Below are 18742 nucleotides of genomic sequence, written 5' to 3'. Positions count from 1 at the left end.
GCCAGCGGCCGGGACGGCTCATCATGGACAGCGCCGCCGCGGAACTTAACGTTCCTCGAGCACACCAAGCTAAGGTGGCCAGCGATGGCCGCCACCCTCTGCGACAGGACTTTCGACAAGGAGAAACGTCATGAAGGTTTGCTGGATTCCCGCTGCTGCCCTCGCCCTGCTGATAACCGGCTGCGCTGGCACTGGACAGCAAGGAAATGAGCCCCCGGCAGATGAGGCAGCTTCACCCTCCGCCGATTACATCTGCCAGGATGGCAGCCAGTTCACGATTGTCTTCGACAGTCCCGATTCGGCGGAAGTCCGGATGCACGGCGATCGCTATCCTCTTGAGCGTCAGCCTGTCGCTTCGGGCATGAGCTACGCCTCGGAAAATGGCCAGCATGTGTTCCGCGGCAAGGGTAATGAAGCCACCTGGACAATTGGCAGGCGCATGCCGGTCAACTGCGAAGTCAGCGGCTAAGCCCCTTCATTCGCCTATCGCTTGGCTTATTACAACCGCTTGGCTTGCCAGCACTGTCGATCTTGCCAGGGCAGGTAACGCTCCCCGGCCTGACTCTCAGCGCAGGATCATCACTACACAAGCTGCGGTCAGAGCGCCCATCAGCCCGTTGAACACTCGCCAGGCTCGGTCGGTCGTCAGCAGGCGACCGATGGCGGTGCCAAACCCTGCCCACAGGGCAATGCACGGGAGCCCCACCACTTCGGCGACGCCTGCCAGAATCAAGGCATTGAGCAACGGCTGCCCGGTCTCTGGCAGAAACCCCGCCATCAGGGCGATACCCATCACCCACGCCTTGGGGTTGGCAAATTGAAAGGCGGCGGCCTGCACGAAGGTCAGCGGTCGCGCGTCGCCCACGCGCAGATCCGGCGGCGGAGCGGTGGCGATTTTCCAGGCCAGATAGACCAGGTAGACGCTGCCGACCACCTTGAGCGCGGCTTGCAACGCCGGATAGCGCTCGAAGACGACACCAAGTCCCAGAGCGATTGAGGCAAACAGCACAAAACAGCCGCCGACAATGCCGAAAAGGTGCGGCAAGGTGCGCCTGAAGCCGTAATTCGCCCCGGAGGCCGTCAGCATGACATTGTTCGGCCCTGGGGTGATGGTCATGGACACCATGAACAGCCCAGCCGGTAACAGGAAGGCGAACTGGCCGGACGACAAGCCGTCCAGCACATTCTCGATCCAGGACGTTTCCCACCACACTGGCTCCATCAGCCTATCTCCCGTCATGTCATGCTCCCGTCCTGTCATGGATTGGCGGGACACTTATTGTACCCCTACAATATTTACGATAACGTCAATTGCTACCGTATAATCGAGAATACCTCCGCCACAATTCCCGTCAAAGGTTTTATTGTCACCATGACAATCTGGATTCCGGATCTGGCCCACGACGCCGAAACGCCTCGCTATCAACAGATTGCCCAGGCCATCGGTCAGTCCATAGATAGCGGGCAGCTCACCGCGGGACAACGGCTCCCCCCACAGCGAGCGCTGGCGGATGCCCTCAAGGTGACTGTCGGCACCATTACCCGCGCCTACGCCGAGGCGCAGCAGCGAGGCTGGGTGATGTCACGGGTGGGAAGTGGCACCTATGTCCGTGATACGGCCTCTCACGAGCCACCTTTCAGCGTTCACGTCGCGGATGATCAGGCCGACGTGATTGACCTGAGCTTGAGCTTTGCGCCCCCCCATCCATGGCGCGACGAGTGCCTGCGCGACGCCTTGGTGGAGGTCAGCCAGGATCCCGCCGCGATTGCCATGGCGGCTGCCTACCAGCCGGATATCGGCACGACGGCCCACCGCCAGGCCCTCAGCCAATGGTTGGCAGCCCTTGGCTTCCCGCTGCACGAGGTGCTGGCGGTCACCCAGGGAGGACAGCACGGCCTTGACCTATGTCTAAGAGCCTTAACCCGCCCTGGCGACCATGTCGCCGCGGATGCCCTCACCTATCCTGGCTTCAATGCCGCTAGCCGCCATGCTCACCTGCGGCCCATGGCCATTCCGCTGGATGAGCATGGTCTGGACACCGATGCGCTGGAGCAGCGCTGCAGGCGACAGGTGCCCCGACTGATCTACGTCACACCGGATCAGAACAATCCCACCAGCGCGGTGATGTCGAGCGAACGACGTCAGCATCTCGCCGAGCTGGCCGAACGCTACGATTTCTGGGTGGTGGAAGATGCGGTGCAATATGTGCCGGCAGCGCACCGGGGCCCTTCACTGGTCAGCCTGGTCCCCCATCGCACGCTACAGATATTCAGCACCTCCAAGATTCTCTCCGGCGGGCTGCGAGTCGGCACTCTGCAGATGCCAGCCACGCTGCGCGAGCGCATCGGCAGCCTGATGCGCGCCCAGTCCTGGATGTGTCCACCGCTGATGGCCGAAGTCGCCTGTCGCTGGATCGACTCACCTCGCTATACCACTTTGCTGGCCTGGCAGGAGCAGGAACTGGCCGCTCGCCAGCGGCTGGCTCAGAGCACCTTGGCCGACCTGGAACCGCGCAGCCTGCCCTATGGCGCCAACTTCTGGCTGCCGCTGCCAGAGGGCCGTCGCGCCAGCGAAGTGCAGACGCTGTTGCAACGAGAAGGAGTGCTGGTCGCGACGCCTGAGCCCTTCTGCAGCGGCAGCGACCCCGCACCACAGGCCATCCGTCTGTGTGTCGGCGCCGCCACCAGCAGAGCACGGCTGACAACGGCACTGACGACGTTGCGGCGGGTGCTTGACGAGGGCAACACCAGTCCCTGGGCCACCCTGTAGCCAAGTCTTTCGCCAAAGCGGCTGCCGTCCAGTCAGCTGCCGTTGCAGCGTAGAACGGTGCCCATGTCGTGCCGAAGCAGACACCTCCGGCACGAAGCATGGAGCGTCTAATGTATATACATTAGACTCGAGGTAACGCCCGCTCATCGCGTCACCTCACAGGGAGTTCATCAGCATGCCCACCCTCGTCATCACCCCCGGTCAACTTCGCCTGGAGGACGCACGGCGCCAGCTGGAGAGCCCCCTCGCCATCGCCCTGCCGCCTACCGCCAAGGCCGCCATCGATGCCTCGGTCGAGGCGGTCAATGCGGTGATACGCGAAGATCGCACCGCCTATGGCATCAACACCGGTTTCGGCCTGCTGGCCCACACCCGTATCGATCGACACCGCCTGAACGACCTGCAGCGCTCCCTGGTGCTGTCCCATGCCACCGGCGTTGGCGAGCCGCTGGACGACGCCCTGGTGCGGCTGATCATGACCCTCAAGGTCAATAGCCTGGCCAGGGGCTTTTCCGGAATACGACGGGAAGTGATCGAGGCCTTGATTACCTTGGTCAACGCCCAGGTGACACCGCTGATTCCGGCCAAGGGCTCCGTCGGTGCCTCTGGCGACCTGGCTCCCTTGGCACATATGAGCCTGGTGCTGCTGGGTGAGGGCCAGGCCCGCCATCGCGGTGAGGTGCTAAGTGGACGGGACGCGCTGGACATTGCTGGCCTATCCCCGCTGACCCTGGCCCCCAAGGAGGGGCTGGCGCTGCTCAACGGCACCCAGGTCTCTACCGCGCTGGCGCTCAAGGGATTGTTCGAGGCGGAAGACCTGCTGGCAAGTGCGCTGGTCTGCGGTGCGCTGAGCGTCGAGGCCAGCCTGGCGTCACGGGTGCCTTTCGATGCGCGTATTCACGAGCTGCGCGGCCAGCAAGGCCAGATCGACGTGGCACGGGTCTTCCGCGAACTGCTTGAGGATCAGAGCGCCGTGGGCAACTCCCACGCCAATTGCGACCGGGTCCAGGACCCCTATTCGCTGCGCTGCCAGCCACAGGTCATGGGGGCGGTACTGGATCAGCTGCGCCACGCCGCCCGCGTCCTCGATATCGAAGCCAACGCCGTCAGCGACAACCCTCTGGTGTTTGCCGACAGCGGCGACATTCTGTCGGGCGGCAACTTCCACGCCGAACCTGTCGCCATGGTCGCCGACAACCTGGCCCTGGCACTGGCGGAGATCGGTGCCCTGTCCGAGCGCCGGATTTCACTGATGATGGACACTCATATGTCGCGGCTGCCGCCTTTCCTCGTCGACAACGGAGGTATCAATTCCGGCTTCATGATCGCGCAGGTGTCCGCCGCCGCACTGGCCAGCGAGAACAAGGCACTGGCCCATCCTCACTGCGTCGACAGCCTGCCGACCTCTGCCAACCAGGAGGACCATGTCTCGATGGCTCCTGCCGCGGCGCGCCGACTCGGGGACATGGCCGCCAACGTGAGAGGCGTGCTGGCCATCGAGTGGTTGGCCGCCTGCCAAGGGTTGGACATGCGCGATGGACTCACCACGACGCCGCTGCTGGAGCAGGCCAGACAAAGCCTGCGCCAGCACGTGGCGCACTACGATCACGACCGGTACTTCGCCCCCGACATCCAGGTCGCCATCGAGTTGCTTGATCGTGGTGCGCTTTCTCAGCTGATATCAGGCGCCATTCTGCCCAGTCGAGCCTGATGGCTCGACACGGCGCGCCACGGCGAGCTAAACCCTAAGAATGATACCGACCATACCCTCTTGCCCTGCCTGTCGTTCATGCCATTCACGTTCAGTCACGGCTTATGAGTCGACCTATCTCGTTGAAGGATGCTGATTGAAGGATGCCCCGTAGCAACACCACGGCCCCGTCCTTGGCAGAGCGTCCTTGGGGGTTTCCTGGCTGCTATGTAACCGCATCGTAACTGCATCTCGGTGAGCTAGTTCGGACAGACTGACTTCAGGGCCCAGACAGGAGCGACAGGGAGCGATAAGGAAAAACAAGGAGCGACAGGGGGCGACAAGGCAGTACACAACAAGGCGGGCCCGCGTCTACCGACATTCTAGCCAGCGAGATATCAGCGATGACCCAAGACCCGCAGGGAAATGCGGCCGCCCGGCCGAGCACGAATGCTAATCAGACGCTCCCCCACGCCTTTGTCATCCTGTTTCTGCTGGCGGTGCTGGCCGCTGTGGTGACCTGGTTCATTCCCAGCGGCAGCTATGAGCGCGCCACCAACGCCCAGGGCCGCTCCGTCATCGTGGAAGGCACCTACCGGCTGATCGACAATCACGGCATCGGCCCTTTTGACTTCTTCAATGCCTTCTTCGAGGGCATGAAAAGTGGTTCCTCCATCATCTTCTTTCTGATTATTGTCGGCGGCACCTTTGGCGTCTTGCGCCAATCCCGCGCCGTGGAGGGGCTGGTCAACTTCCTGCTGGAGCGCCTGAAGGGCCGGGAAATTCTGATCATCCCGCTGATGATGACCTTCTTCGCCGTGTGCTCCGGAACCTACGGCATGATCGAAGGCAGCATCGTCTACATTTTCATCCTGCTGCCCCTGGCACGCCGGGTGGGCTACGACGCCGTGGTCGCCGCCGCCATCCCGCTGATTGGAACCGCCATCGGTTACACCGGTTCCTTCCTCAACCCCTTCAATGTCGGTGTGGCCCAGAGCATTGCTGAACTGCCGCTATTTTCCGGCATGGGCTACCGCATCATCTGCTGGCTGGCCTTTGTCGCCGTCAGCATTGGCTACGTCATGCTCTATGCGCGCCGCGTTCAGGCCTCGCCGGATCGCAGCGTGGTCTATGGCCTGGCACCACCCGAGGCCAGCGAAGTCAGTGCCGAACACATCCACTTGACCCCTCGTCACCTGATCATCCTGGGCGCCTTTGCACTGGCATTGATCGCCATCATCGCCGGCGTCAGCGCCTTCGGCTGGTACCTCAAGGAAATGGCTGGGGTCTTCCTGGTGCTCGGCATCGTTACCGGCGGAGTTGCCGGCATGGGCGCCAACCGCCTGGCAGCCTCGTTTTCCACCGGGTGCAAGGACATGGTGGACGGTGCCCTGGCGGTAGGAATGGCCTTCACCATCGTCGTTATCGTCCAGCAAAGCGATACCATCGACACCATCATCCACGTCCTGTCGTCCATCATCGGCGACACCTCCTCCAGCGCCGCTGCCCTGGGCATGTTTGCGATGCAGAGCGCGATGAACTTCATCGTCACCTCCGGCAGCGGCCAGGCCGCCCTGACCATGCCCATCATGACGCCGCTGGCCGACCTGGCCGAGGTCAATCGACAGGTCGCAGTGCTGGCGTTCCAGTTTGGCGACGGCATCTCCAATGCGTTCACCCCGACCGCTGGTTGGCTGATGGCTGGCCTGACCATCGCGGGCATTCCCTGGACCCGCTGGATCCGCTTCATGCTGCCTTTGATCGCGCTGCTGTATGGACTGGGCGCGCTACTGGTCCTGCTGGCCACCACGGTCGTGTGGCCTGCTGCCTGACACCTGCGAGGAGACAAGGGTTGGCCGATATCGCGTTACCTGCCAGCGTGCCCATGATCGAACGCCTGGTGACTTTTGATACCACAAGTCGACACTCGAATCTGCCGATGATCGAGTTCATCGCAGGCTGGCTAGAACGGCGAGGCGTGACCGTCACGCTGTGTCGTAACGGCACGGGCGACAAGGCCAACCTTATCGCCGAATTTGGACCGAGGGAGGCGCCGGCGATCATCGTCTCGGGACACTCCGATGTGGTGCCCGCGGACGGCCAAAGCTGGCAGATCACCCCACCCTTTACTCCGCGTCGACATCGGGGCCGGCTTTACGGCCGCGGCACCGCTGACATGAAAGGATTTGTTGGCGTCGCGCTGACCCGACTGACGGCCTGGCACCAGCGACATCGCTCACGCCATGGGGTGATCCTGGCCCTGTCCTTCGATGAAGAAGTGGGCTGCCAGGGCGCCCCGCTGATGCTGCCAGTGCTGGCCAGGCAACGGGAGCGACTAAGGGGCGTCATCATAGGCGAACCCACCGAGATGCGCGTTGCCACTGCTCACAAGGGCCATGTGGGTCTTCGCGCTGTCCTTAACGGCGTCGGTGGCCATTCCGGCTATCCAGAACGCGGCATCAATGCCATCGACCTGGCCGCCGATGTGCTGCTCAAGCTGCGCGAGCTGGCTCAGGAAAAACGCCAGCAGGCCCTGCACGACGTTCGGTTCGACCCTCCCTGGTCCACCGTGCACGTCGGCACCATTCACGGCGGCACCGTCCTTAACCGCATCCCGGAACGCTGCGAGATGGATATCGAGATGCGCTGCCTGCCCGATCAGCGTGTCGAGGAACTGCGCGAGTACCTGCAAAGGCTCTATCCGCCTTCCGCCGTTGGTGACCCGCTGGCATCCGGGACCGATGCATCCCGACCTCCTGGATGCCTGAGCACGGGCTCTCACGACACGGACTCTTACGACACGGCCTCTCACAGCACGGCCTCTTTGCCGAGGGCCCGCGCCTCATTGCCCAAGGAACCACCATCCCCCGCTGGGTCGGCAACGGTCGCAACGCAGGCCGGCCGAAGTCAGCGCGGATCCCTGAAGCTCGAAAGCCTGGGGCACTATCCGGCACTTGATGAGCGGCGCCGCGAGTTCCCGCGCTGGATCGCCGACCTGGCCGGCAGCCCCGCCCAGCCTATGGCGCTGGGGTTCGGCTGTGAGGCTGGGCTGTTTGCCCAGTTGGGTGCGCCGACGGTCATCTGTGGCCCCGGCAGCATCCACCAGGCCCACCGGCCCGATGAATACATCACCTTTGAGCAGGTCATTCAGTGCGAGCAGTTCTTCACCCGTCTACTGGCAGCGCTCGCCTTCCCGATTCCTGGCTCAGCTGAAGCGGAGTGCACATGAACCTACGTATACATCCTGACACCATCGTCGATGACGACGTTGTGGCAGACTTTCAGCGAGACGGCGCCATCTGCCTACGGGGTATCTTCTGTCCAAAAGAACTCGCCCGACTGGCAGAAGGCATCGAGCACAACATCCAGCACCCGAGCCCTCGCGCCAAGGTGGCCAGTCGTCCAGACGATCCAGGCTGGTTCTTCGAGGATTTCTGCAACTGGCAAGACAACCCGGCCTATCGTCACTTTATCTTTGATTCGCCCTTGGGATTGATCGGCCAGCGACTGATGGGCTCGCGCCAGGTACGCCTCTACCATGACCATGTGCTGGTCAAGGAGCCGGGTACACGACAGCGCACGCCCTGGCACCAGGATCAGCCCTACTACAACGTGGAGGGTCATCAGAACCTGAGCATGTGGCTGCCGGTCGACCCGGTACCGCGGGCCTCAACCCTCGAATTCGTGGCGGGGTCCCACAAGGGTCCGTGGCTAATGCCCCGCACCTTTATGGACAACGAAGCGAAGTGGTTCCCTGAAGGCAGTCTTGCCGACCTGCCTGACATCGAGGCCCATCGCGAGCGTTACCCCATTGTGGGCTGGGCGCTGGAGCCCGGCGACGCCGTGTTCTTCAACATGCTGACGCTGCATGCAGCAGGTGGGGTCAGGGGGCCGCAACGTCGCCGCGCCTTCTCCGTCCGGCTGCTCGGCGATGACATGGTCCACGCCCCGCGTCGCTGGACGACCTCTCCTCCTTTTCCAGGCCTGGATGAACAGCTGCCAGCAGGAAGCCCCATGGACCACCCTCTGTTCCCATTGCTGGTCGAGTGATTGTCGTTATCCAGGTATCTTGATCTGTACACTGCGACACCATGTTTGCCACGACACCTTGAAAAAGCCTCCTAGAACAGGACAACGCACCCTGCCGTGGCAGGGTGCGTGGGTATCGATCGTCATCATTCGTGGATAAGGGTGCTCTCTCCCAGCCATTGACCGAGGGGGTTGTCACTGCCCCACTGGAAGCCAGAGGCCAAGGCAAGACCCGGTGCCTGGACACTGCTACTGGCCTGGGCGTCGATGCTGGAGGTGGAATCGGCCCCTTGACCGCTGCTGCCCGTCACATGACCAGCCAAATGACTCTCCAAATGGCTATCCTGTGACGCCTCCATGGTCAACAGTACATCGCCCTCGTCGGAGTCATCCAATAGATCGCTAATGCTGAGCGCTACCTCAACCGAACCGCTGCTTGTCAGCGTACCCTCTCCTACCTCGGCCACTCGCTCGGCATCCAGATCAAACGTGACGACCTTGTCACCAAAGCGCCCCTCCCAGCTGATAGTGGAACTGGCATCAAAGCCGGAACCCATATTCAAGAAGTAGCCTGCACTGGTGCCGGCATCAAAGCTGGCATTGGCACTCAAGCTGTAGCCTCCCTGAAAGCTAGAACTGCCCTCAAAGCTTGAACTGCCCTCAAAGCTGGAGCCGTCCTCGATCAGCCGATCTGTCTCCACCTCAACAGTGGAAGATGCACTGCCAGAAAAACGAGTGGCCACAGGGGTGTCGACAGGGCTGGCGAGGACACTGATGTCGGGGCTAACGAGAGCACTGGCCACAGGAGCTACAAGCGCACTAACGTCAGAGGTAGCGACAGAGGGCTCAGCGGTGACGTCGTCATCTGCGCGATATGCCCGCGCAGACTCCACGGTAGGGTTATCCCGGATATTAATATGAAGCACGCCGGATGCGCTATCCCCCTCGCTATTGTTAACCGCGTAGCTATCGTAAATCGTATAGCCAACGTCCAGATCTATATTTCCAGGAAAGCTCAAATACTCCGCTCCGACACTATCGTGATCCAGCGGCTGGAACAGGGCCACTTTAAAAGCGCCATTTTCCACGTCCGGCAGCTGAATCAAGATGACGCGATCACCATTATCATCATGACCGGCAATCTGGCGGCCGTTACGCGTTATGGACCAGGTCACCGAGCTTCCGCTTTCCGTCGTCAGATCAGGAAGGTCATCTATGTGCCAAGTAAAGCGCCCCGGTCCATCAAGCCCAAAGTCATAGCCGAGAAATCCTTTCTTGACCAACACCCCCTTGACGTCATCAATGTGTGATTCCCACAGAACCACAGCCGGGTTACGGGTACTGTCATCACCGTCCAAGTCGGGCGTTACCGGCTTATCGGGGCCAGGAATGATAAGGACGGTGAAAACCTCCCTAACCATATCCCCATCACCGTCTACCGCATCATACAAAATCGTTGCAAGTCCAACAAAATCATTATTCGGAATAAAGGTGATCTCTCCGTCAGTGGTAAAACTGACCTGGCCGACCTCATCACCACCTTCTACCTTTGCTCGATAGAGCGCTAATCCATCTAAACGGCCAGAATCATTGTCCAGCACATTCCAGGATACCGAGATGGCACCTTCATTGGCATCCACGTGATCGCTATGCGTAGAAGGCCGACTGTCGTTAAACTGTAGGCGCAATGCACTGGACGCCGTATTACCCTCGCTATCGGTCAGGACGTACTCAGCATCGACGATAAGCAAGTCGCCAACGTTGAAAGAAAATCCATCTTGTAACAATGGGTTATCATGATCCAAGCCTCTATACCTGGTAGCATTGAAGTGGCCAGACAGCACATTATCCACCACTATTTCAAAGACCCTCATACCGTCAGGGGTTTCCGCGGTGAGTGTTAAGCCGTCATTCGATACCACGTAGGACAGTTTCTCTCCGCGTGACGTCAGTGCAGGCAGACTCTCCGTGGACCAGCTAAACGCGCCCGTTTCCGCAGGCTCGAGAGCACCAAAGCTATAGTTGAGATACCCCTCATAGCTTGCGCGATTATCAATGATAACTGAGCTGCTGGGGAGCTCGCTTCTCGCTACCCCCTTGTCCTCACTCAACGCTCCATTGCTGTCAGGTACAGATCGCGCACCAACATTCACTGAAGTTTGTGACATCGTATCCTCACCGTTCATATCCGCCTCCAGAAGCGCCACCAGGTACTATGGCCTACCCACTAGTGCCGACCATACTCAAGCGTATGCGAAGGTGAGAATTTCAGCATTGTCCTATTGAACCCGAACGCGGGCATAATTTTTCACTTCAGCACACTTTTTGGTCAATTACCACGCGGATATTGTTTCACTCCAAGAGCAATAACACGATGAATAGATGCACTGTCACGCTACTACCCGACGGCAGATGTTGCGATAATGGATCTCACCTCAAAGGTTTGCTCCAATTTCAAGGGATCAGTCTTTTATGACTGGCCGAATATCTGCTCCTGGAAGCATAGATATCATGCACATATCTTTTTAAGATCGTCGCGGCAGTGCATACATAGCGGACAATGTGGAACACTACCAATAGGACACACCAATCAGATGACGGCAATGACAGCGCCCTATTGTCCCCAATAGCGGAGTGACGATATCGCTATTCTCCCCTACTGACAGGAGAGCTCTCTTCACTACAGTCCCGGCAGCGCTACCTAGGCAATGGTAGTTGGCGCAGCGGACAGGCTTTTACCAATGGCGCTCTCGAAGTAGCTGAGGGTGGGTTCCGTCAGGCGAAACAGGCGCGCGGGAGGCCCCTTGCTGCTGACCGCCCTGGTGGTGCCGGTTTCTTCGAGCAGGCCAGCCTTGATCCAGCGGTTGATGACGGTTTGCTTCTTCACCTCGATACCGAAGGTGGCGTAGGCATCGACGATCTCACCGATGGTTACCTCGGACGGCAGCAGGTAGAGCAACAACGACGAGTACTTGATCTTGTTGACGAAGGCCTGATACGCACTGCTGACCAGCGTCAGGTGGTCAAACGGCAGAGGCACCCTGCCGTCCAACAGGTCCCACAGCGAGGCCCAACGCAGGTGATCCTGGAGCGCAAGACGATCGTTGTCGGTGCGATTGAACAGGCAAAGATGAGGAATGGTGACGGACCATCCTCGCGCTATGTCGCGGTAGAGACTGCCCTGGGCCCTGACCTGCTCCAGATAGCTGGGCGCTAGCCCCACCTTGTCGCGCAAGATACGATGCACAGCATCATCGAGACAGCTGTCTCCTGCGCCGGGCTTCTGAGTCCGTTCCTGGGTCCGCTCCTGGGTCTGTGGCTGGGTCTGTGGCTGGGTCTGCCCCTGGGCCTGCTCGCGGATCCAGCCGCCTACCAGGCCATAGCTACCATGTTCGGGTGACGTCTCCCGCTTTCGCAGCAGCACTTCCGGTGCCCGAGACTCTGGGTGGAGCCGGATGCAGACGAAATCCAGGGTGACGATCATGGCGTACCTCAAGGCAGATGCTGTGCCGCTAGTGTAAAGGACACCGAACTACAGTCAAACTGTTTGACAAAAGAACATGCAGCACGCAGACTGCATTTAGTCAAAATACTTGACAGTATGGAGCGCCCCCATGAACGGCCTGCCCAGGTTCCCTGCTGGAAAGCGCAACCCGATGGTTGCCGGCGTCAATCGCTCGCTGTTCCGCAACGAGCTGATCACCAGCCTACTGGACACAGACGCCTACAAGATCCACATGATGCAGGTGGTCTTCGAGCGCTACCCCACTGCCTGGGTCAAGTACCGCTTTCACTGCCGCAGCCAGGAAAACCTGGCCGCCTACGCCGACGACGTCAGACAGGCGATCCTCAAGCTCCAGCGACTTCGCTTCAGCGATGACCAACTGCGTTACCTGCGCACACGCGGCGAGATCAAGCCTGCCTTTGTCGACTACCTCAAGCGCTTCCGCTTCGACCCGGCGCGACACGTCACGGTAGCCATCGACGCCGGCCAACTGGCGATCGAGGTCGAGGGGCCCTGGCTAGACACCATTCTTTATGAGATACCGGTCCTGGCCATCGTCAGCGAGATACGCAACCGTCGGCGCTTTGGAGAGGTCCCTGAGGAGGCGATCGGACGCACCCTGCGCCACAAGGTCGAGCGGCTCAAGACGGAAGTGCAGCGAAGGGGTCTGACCGAGTTCCGTTTCGCCGACTTTGGTACGCGTCGACGCTTCTCCTATGCCATCCAACGTGAAGTCGTCGAATACATGGTCAACGAGATTCCCGAGCACTTCGCGGGCACCTCGAACTACCATCTGGCCCGGGAGTTTCAGCTGCCGGCCATCGGCACCATGGCCCACGAATTCATCATGGCGCACCAGGCACTGGTGCCCGCGCAGGAAAGCCAGAGACGCGCCCTCGATGTATGGAGCGATGTCTATCGCGGCCAATTTGCCGTGGCGCTGACCGATACCATCTCATCCGATGCCTTCCTGAAGGACTTCGACGCCAGACGCAGCCAGCAGTACCAGGGAGTGCGCCACGACAGCGGCGACCCGATACGCTGGGGCGAAAAATTCATCTCTCACTTCGAGCGACTTGGTATCGATCCGATGGAGCGAACGCTGACCTTCAGCGACTCCCTGACCTTCGATAGAGCGCTCGACATCGCCCAACACTTCCAGGGCAGGACCCAGACCTTTTTTGGCATCGGCACCTATCTGACCAATGATCTCGGCGACTATGCCACCGAGCAGGGCGTCCCTTACACGCCGCTGAGCATCGTGATGAAGATGGTCGAGTGCAACGGCCAGCCGGTGGCCAAGATCTCCGACGACCCTGGCAAGAGCATGAGCATCGATGACACCTATGTGGCAACGCTGAGGCAACATTTCGCCAGCGCGTGAGTCCATTCGTCAGAAGCCCCGCTAGTTGAGAAGCTGCTAGTCAGAAGCCCCGCTTCCCGGCAGAGCCTGTTACTCAGGAGCGTCCCATGAGCCAGATTGCCTCTTTCGATGTCGATCCCCAGAAGACCTTTACCCCGCTATGTCCCGACGAGCTGCCGGTAGCCGATGGCGATGCCATCGTGGACGAGCTCAACGCCCAGGCGAGGCTTGCCGATCTGCGTGTAGGCTCCCGGGACGCCCACCCGGCCAACCCGGTCTGGCTGGCGAAGCATCAGGATGAGCTGTTGACGCCGGTCGACAGCGCCATTGCCGGCCCCAATGTCGATGTCCGCTGGTACCGTCATGCGGTTGTCGGCACCCGCGGCTTCGAACTGCTGGACGGCCTGCCGCATCCGGTGGAGGGCTACGACTATATGGTCAGCAAGGGCCTCGATCCCGACTGCCACCCCTACGGCGCCTGCTTTCACGACTTGAATGACCGGGTCAGCACCGGCGTCATCGAATTCCTGCGGGGGCGCGGCGTAGACAGAGTGATCGTGGGCGGACTGGCTCTGGACTACTGCGTCGTCACGACGGTGATGCAGCTTCGCGACGCCGACTTTCAGGTTTACCTTAATCTGGCAGGTTGTCGCGGCATCGACCCACAGCAATGCGAGCAGGCACTGGCCCGCATGCGAGGCGCAGATGTGGTGGTGGCCGCCGACGCAGCAGAACTGGCCGCACTGCTGTGACGACGCTTCCCACCCTGAGCTCTCGGGATGTTACCTTCTGAGCGTTTATCCTTTTCTGCTTCGAGATCGACCGCCATGTGGTTCCAGAACAGCCTTCGCCTCTCCGCCCGTCCACGGGGGTTTCACCTGATTACCGACGAGATCGTCAAGGCACTCCCAGACCTGCCTGCGATGCGCGTCGGGCTGCTGCATGTGTTCATCCAGCATACGTCTGCGTCGCTTACGATCAACGAGAATGCCGACCCCAGCGTGCGCGGCGATTTCGAGCGCCATTTCAATCAAATGGTGCCCCAGGACGCTCCCTACTACCGCCATACCGATGAGGGCAGCGACGATATGCCGGCCCATCTCAAGGCGAGTCTATTGGGGCCCGCACTGACCATACCGGTGGGAGATGGCGAGCTGAAGCTCGGCACCTGGCAAGGTATCTATCTTTGCGAGCATCGGGACCATGGCGGGCCGCGCCAGCTTATCGTTACGCTCAATGGCGAGCGCTCACGCTGGCGGCCAGAGCAGACCATGCCCGATCCTTACCGCCGGCGCGACTGACAACGATCGCGAGGATGGACGGCACCGCTGACCTGTTACTTCATGTCAGTCTTTTCGTGGCGGTTTCTACTGACCGAGACGCCGATAGTCAGGCTGTTCGTTGGCGCGCCAGAGATACCAGGATGCCAGCGTGCGCCAGGGGCGACATGGCTCGCAACGTCGCCGCGTCTCGGCGGGGGTTGGCATGTGATCCAGCCCGAACAGGTAGCGCGTGCCGTCACGGATGCCGAAGTCGTCTACCGGCAGGATATCCGGCCGCCCAAGGGTCCCGATCAGCATCATTTCCACCGTCCAGCGCCCAATGCCCTTGATCCGGGTAAAGCGCTTGACCAGATCCTCGTCGTCCATCTCGGCGGCCTCTTCCCGCCCCGGTATGTCACCTGCCATCGCGGCACTGGCCAGGCCTTGCAGGGTCGCCACCTTGCGCGCAGAAAAGCCACATTCCCGCAAGGTCTCCGGCGCCAGCGCCGCCAACTGCTGAGGCGAGGGAAAATCCTGTCCCGGGAACCGTGCGACAAGACGCCCCACGATGGCCGCGGCGGCCTTGCCATGCAGCTGCTGGTAGGCCACCGACCGCGCCAGAGACTCGTAGGGACTGCGCTCCACTGCGGTCGTGAGTCGGCAGTCTCCGACCTGGTCGACAAGTCGCGCCCAGGCGGAATCAATACCGCGAAGGTGGGCCTGGCCGGCGCTCAGATGGCGGGCGATATCATGCTCGGGCATGAGAACTCCTGCGGGTTATTGGGGGCGGTTCAGCGGCCCTCGAAAGGAGCGCTGTCCGATCGTTTCGGTCTGGCTCATCATACCTTGGTAGCAGCTGTCCGCCATCTCTGACAGCCCATGCACTTTAGCTTCAAAAAATGCGACATCCGGGCTGTAACCGACACGTGAGCCGCGTATACTTTGCTGCGCTGCGAAATGCAGTGGACAGGACCCCAGATGCGCCCTTTAACCGGCGCCTGACCTCCGCCGGGAACGCTTCCACCAGGCAGGAGCCAGCGAGCCCCTGAACCCCACTGCTTGCAGCCCTTTTTCGCTTTCAGCAAGGCGCGTGAACGCGCCTCTTGCTCAGGACCCGGCTGTCGCGATGGACATGTCATTATCGCCTCTTCTGCCCGCCACGCATTCATGTCATGCGGGTATCACAGCAATGTTCATCCCGTTTGCCGTATTCGGTCGTCACCGCATCCCAGGTGGTCGGGCCAAGGTTCGGGCCAGCGCCAAAGAGGTCTCGGGGGCTTCTTCATCCGATGTCTCGGCCCCTGCCTCAACCGCTGCTACCGCCGCTGTTTCACCAGCCGTAACACACCCTGTTACCCATCCTATTTCCGTCGAGCTTCCAACCGCGCTGCCGACGATGCTTTCCACCGCTATCTCTCCCCCTACCCCAACCACTTCAGAGGCTTCACTCCATGTCGGTGTACGACACCCTATGCCTGCTCGCCGCGATGGCGATGGTGATCTCCTTGATCAACGGCAAGATAGGCAAGTTCCAGACCACCATCGCCATCACTGCCGGGGCGCTGATACTGTCACTTGCCATTGTCATCGCTGGGCACGCGGGCTGGTTCGCCCTTGATGAAACCGCAGAGAATGCCATCAACCAGTTGAATTTCGAGGATTTCCTGCTGAAGGGGATCCTCGGATTTTTGCTGTTTGCCGGCGCTCTCGGGATCAAGCTCCCCCACCTGCGTGATCAGAAGTGGGAAATCGCCATTCTGGCGATGGGCAGCACCCTGTTCTCCACTTTCTTTATCGGCTATACCCTGTGGCTGCTGGTCGGCTGGCTGGGCATCGACTTCGATCTGATCTACTGCCTGCTGTTTGGTGCACTGATCTCGCCCACCGACCCCATCGCGGTACTGGCCATCGTCAAGAAGATGAACGCGCCGCGTCGCATCTCCACTCAGATCGAGGGCGAATCGCTGTTCAACGACGGCTTTGGGCTGGTGCTGTTTGTCACGCTGTTTGCCATCGCCTTTGGCGGTGCGACCCCCACCGTCATGAGCGTCGGCCATCTGTTCTTGCAGGAAGCACTGGGCGGCATCCTCTACGGCTTCGTCCTTGGCCAGCTATTCCACTACCTGATCCGGCATACCGAGGATCACTCCATGGAGCTGATGCTGACCCTGCTGGTGCCCACCTCCGGCTATGTGTTCGCTGAGTTCCTGGAGGTATCGGGCCCCCTGGCCATGGTGGTGGCGGGCATCATCATCGGCAACAGAACCCGGCGCAAGGGCTTCTCCGAGGAGACCCAGCAGCACCTCGATCACTTCTGGGAGCTGGTCGATGAATTCCTCAACGGCGTGCTGTTCCTGCTGATCGGCATGACCATGCTATCGTTCAGCTTCCACCCTGAAGACTGGGTGCTGATGATCGCCGCCGTACCGCTGGTACTGCTGTCGCGCTATCTCAGCGTGCGCGTCGCCTATGTTGGCTTCCATCGCTTCCGCCGTTACAACCCCTACTCCGTGCGTATCCTGACCTGGGGTGGCCTGCGTGGTGGTCTGGCGCTGGCGATGGCGATGTCCATTCCCGCCGGCATTGACGTGATTCCCGACAAGAACATCGATGTGCGTGAAATCATCCTGGTGATGACCTACTCGGTCGTGGTGTTCTCGATCCTGATCCAGGGCTCCAGCATCACCCCCTTGATCCAGCGCGCCAAGGCCTGGGAGGTAGAGCAGTTCCGTCGCGGCAAGCGCAGCTGAACCCAGGTCGCGCCGCCGGGGCCCAGCCGCGGCGGCGCGACGACTCAACGACAGCGAATCAGCGCGGCCGTGGGGCTCTGCGCCCGGTCAGGCTGGCGGTTGCGGGGTGGCCACCAGGGCCAGATTGCGGGGCGTCAGCGCTCGCTCACAGAACTCGCTCAAGCGCACCTCGAAGCTGGCCTCCTCGAGCCACAGGGCCCGGTCCAGGACCAGCCATAGCTCCAGTGGTCGGCGAAACAGGTGGCGCACCAGCTCGAATCGATTGACCCGCCCCTGCCGCGCCACACCGCGACGCTCGAACGCTTCCCAGTCGACCCCCTTAGGCAGCGCCAGCCCCTTCTCCCGGGCGGCCCAGCGACAGAACCCGGCGAAGTCATCTGGCATCTGCCCGTAGGCCAGACTCGGCACCGCCAGGTAGTCGTCCGTCCCACGCAACTCCCGCTGCAACTCATCGAAGCCGAGCCGCCAGGCGTTGGCCCGTTCGCGCTTGCGTTGCTCCCCCCGGCTGGCGGTCACCGTCTCCTGCACCGCCATGGCCAGCGTCTCACGATCCAGCGCCAGATCATGCAGCTCAGCCTGGTATCGGGCCTGGGCGGACAACGGCCGGTAGCGCTCATCCCGGGTCCGCTGGTAGCAGCATGGCGCCAGCGTCACCGCCACGCGCTTGTCCCGCGCCAGCTGCAACAGGCGCACGTGCAGATCGCCACAGGCGTGCAGCGCCACCACCTGATCGGTGTGATCAAATTGCTCGGCCGCCTCCGGCTGCATCACGTCCTGCTCCACCAGACTCACTTCGAGCCCCTGGCGATCGGCCAGCGACTGGCCGCTGCGACAGAGCGCTGGCTGCCATTCCAGAGCACGTACCGGGCCATGATGCCAGCGCGCCAACAGCCGCGACAGGTGGCCCTTGCCGGCGCACCACTCGACCAGGCGCTGGCCACGCAGTGGTTCGACCTGAGGGGCAAACGCCAGCATCTGCGACCACTTGCGCCCCCCCACGTGGGCCGCCCAGGCCTCGGGGGCATCGATCGCCGGTTTCCCCGGGGCAACGTCGGTGAGTCGCTTCAGCTCGGCCACCGGCAGCCAGGCCGCCAGCGGCGAGTCGTCGAAGGGCCGCTGCTGCAGCCGCTGGCAGCGCTGGTCATCCACCGCTTCGAGGCAGGCAGCGATGTCTCCGGCCTGCGCGCGGTCGGGCCAGGGGATGGAGGCATGGGTGAAGGGGGTCGGCGACCACAGCCAGTACCACTCGGCTAGCAGGCGGGTCAGCGCCGCGAGGCGCTCGGTGTGGCTCAAGCTGGCAGTCATGCGCGCAAGGACGACGTCGGTCGTGTGGTCAAGGGGACAGGCGCGCCATGGTAGCAGACACGGGGCCT

At 61.4% G+C, this 18742-nt stretch carries 15 protein-coding genes; 10 read left to right on the top strand and 5 right to left on the bottom strand.

Annotation, left to right across the window (positions count from 1 at the left end; translation table 11 throughout):
- Nucleotides 1-130: 130 nt before the first annotated feature.
- Entirely contained in the window at nucleotides 131-469 is a 339-nt protein-coding gene (locus tag KUV72_RS10390; RefSeq protein WP_222238249.1) for an MliC family protein, read from the top strand.
- 96 nt (nucleotides 470-565) lie between these two features.
- On the opposite strand, the gene KUV72_RS10385 is transcribed toward KUV72_RS10390, so the two are convergent.
- Complete coding sequence (locus KUV72_RS10385) at nucleotides 566-1126, bottom strand: LysE family translocator (RefSeq protein WP_261317452.1); 561 nt, start codon at nucleotides 1124-1126, stop codon at nucleotides 566-568.
- 246 nt (nucleotides 1127-1372) lie between these two features.
- On the opposite strand from KUV72_RS10385, the gene KUV72_RS10380 reads away from it, so the two are divergent.
- The 5 genes from KUV72_RS10380 (at nucleotide 1373) to KUV72_RS10360 (ending at nucleotide 8510) form a co-directional block, all read left to right on the top strand.
- On the top strand, nucleotides 1373-2770 hold the full coding sequence (locus KUV72_RS10380; RefSeq protein WP_222238248.1) for a PLP-dependent aminotransferase family protein: 1398 nt from the start codon (nucleotides 1373-1375) through the stop codon (nucleotides 2768-2770).
- 175 nt (nucleotides 2771-2945) lie between these two features.
- The gene (gene hutH / locus KUV72_RS10375; RefSeq protein WP_222238246.1) at nucleotides 2946-4481 is read left to right on the top strand and encodes a histidine ammonia-lyase; all 1536 of its coding nucleotides are present in this window, start codon (nucleotides 2946-2948) and stop codon (nucleotides 4479-4481) included.
- Between the two features lie 383 nt (nucleotides 4482-4864).
- Entirely contained in the window at nucleotides 4865-6292 is a 1428-nt protein-coding gene (locus tag KUV72_RS10370) for a YfcC family protein (protein ID WP_222238245.1), read from the top strand.
- A 20-nt stretch (nucleotides 6293-6312) separates the two neighbouring features.
- Nucleotides 6313-7689: a M20/M25/M40 family metallo-hydrolase gene (locus KUV72_RS10365; protein WP_222238243.1), complete on the top strand. Its 1377-nt coding sequence runs from the start codon at nucleotides 6313-6315 to the stop codon at nucleotides 7687-7689.
- Nucleotides 7686-8510 (top strand): phytanoyl-CoA dioxygenase family protein, encoded by an 825-nt coding sequence (locus tag KUV72_RS10360; RefSeq protein ID WP_222238242.1) that lies wholly within the window; start codon nucleotides 7686-7688, stop codon nucleotides 8508-8510. The genes KUV72_RS10365 and KUV72_RS10360 overlap by 4 nt, the downstream gene beginning before the upstream one ends.
- A 125-nt stretch (nucleotides 8511-8635) precedes the next feature.
- On the opposite strand, the gene KUV72_RS10355 is transcribed toward KUV72_RS10360, so the two are convergent.
- Together KUV72_RS10355 and KUV72_RS10350 are read right to left on the bottom strand one after the other, a co-directional pair.
- Nucleotides 8636-10675, bottom strand: coding sequence for an Ig-like domain-containing protein (locus KUV72_RS10355; RefSeq protein WP_222238241.1), 2040 nt, complete (start codon nucleotides 10673-10675; stop codon nucleotides 8636-8638).
- A gap of 515 nt (nucleotides 10676-11190) precedes the next feature.
- Nucleotides 11191-11973 (bottom strand): hypothetical protein, encoded by a 783-nt coding sequence (locus KUV72_RS10350; protein ID WP_222238240.1) that lies wholly within the window; start codon nucleotides 11971-11973, stop codon nucleotides 11191-11193.
- 130 nt (nucleotides 11974-12103) lie between these two features.
- Between KUV72_RS10350 and pncB the strand changes: the two genes are divergently transcribed.
- The 3 genes from pncB to KUV72_RS10335 all read left to right on the top strand — a co-directional run bounded on the left by pncB (nucleotide 12104) and on the right by KUV72_RS10335 (nucleotide 14658).
- A complete protein-coding gene (pncB, locus tag KUV72_RS10345; RefSeq protein WP_222238239.1) occupies nucleotides 12104-13378 on the top strand; it encodes a nicotinate phosphoribosyltransferase in 1275 nt (424 codons plus the stop codon).
- A gap of 86 nt (nucleotides 13379-13464) precedes the next feature.
- The gene (locus tag KUV72_RS10340; RefSeq protein WP_222238238.1) at nucleotides 13465-14109 is read left to right on the top strand and encodes an isochorismatase family protein; all 645 of its coding nucleotides are present in this window, start codon (nucleotides 13465-13467) and stop codon (nucleotides 14107-14109) included.
- A 75-nt stretch (nucleotides 14110-14184) separates the two neighbouring features.
- Nucleotides 14185-14658 carry a secondary thiamine-phosphate synthase enzyme YjbQ gene (locus KUV72_RS10335; RefSeq protein WP_222238237.1) on the top strand — a complete coding sequence of 158 codons (474 nt, stop codon included), beginning with the start codon at nucleotides 14185-14187 and terminating at the stop codon, nucleotides 14656-14658.
- A gap of 66 nt (nucleotides 14659-14724) precedes the next feature.
- On the opposite strand, the gene KUV72_RS10330 is transcribed toward KUV72_RS10335, so the two are convergent.
- Nucleotides 14725-15381, bottom strand: coding sequence for a DNA-3-methyladenine glycosylase family protein (locus KUV72_RS10330; RefSeq protein WP_206937824.1), 657 nt, complete (start codon nucleotides 15379-15381; stop codon nucleotides 14725-14727).
- Between the two features lie 689 nt (nucleotides 15382-16070).
- On the opposite strand from KUV72_RS10330, the gene KUV72_RS10325 reads away from it, so the two are divergent.
- Nucleotides 16071-17369 (top strand): cation:proton antiporter, encoded by a 1299-nt coding sequence (locus tag KUV72_RS10325; protein ID WP_206937822.1) that lies wholly within the window; start codon nucleotides 16071-16073, stop codon nucleotides 17367-17369.
- An 87-nt stretch (nucleotides 17370-17456) separates the two neighbouring features.
- On the opposite strand, the gene KUV72_RS10320 is transcribed toward KUV72_RS10325, so the two are convergent.
- A complete protein-coding gene (locus KUV72_RS10320) occupies nucleotides 17457-18662 on the bottom strand; it encodes an SAM-dependent methyltransferase (RefSeq protein ID WP_261317438.1) in 1206 nt (401 codons plus the stop codon).
- Nucleotides 18663-18742 lie beyond the last annotated feature (80 nt).

Source organism: Halomonas sp. DP4Y7-1 (genome assembly GCF_019800705.1).
Taxonomy (GTDB): domain Bacteria; phylum Pseudomonadota; class Gammaproteobacteria; order Pseudomonadales; family Halomonadaceae; genus Halomonas; species Halomonas litopenaei_A.
Note: the sequence above shows the minus strand (reverse complement) of the source record. Positions and strands in the feature narration are given on the sequence as shown.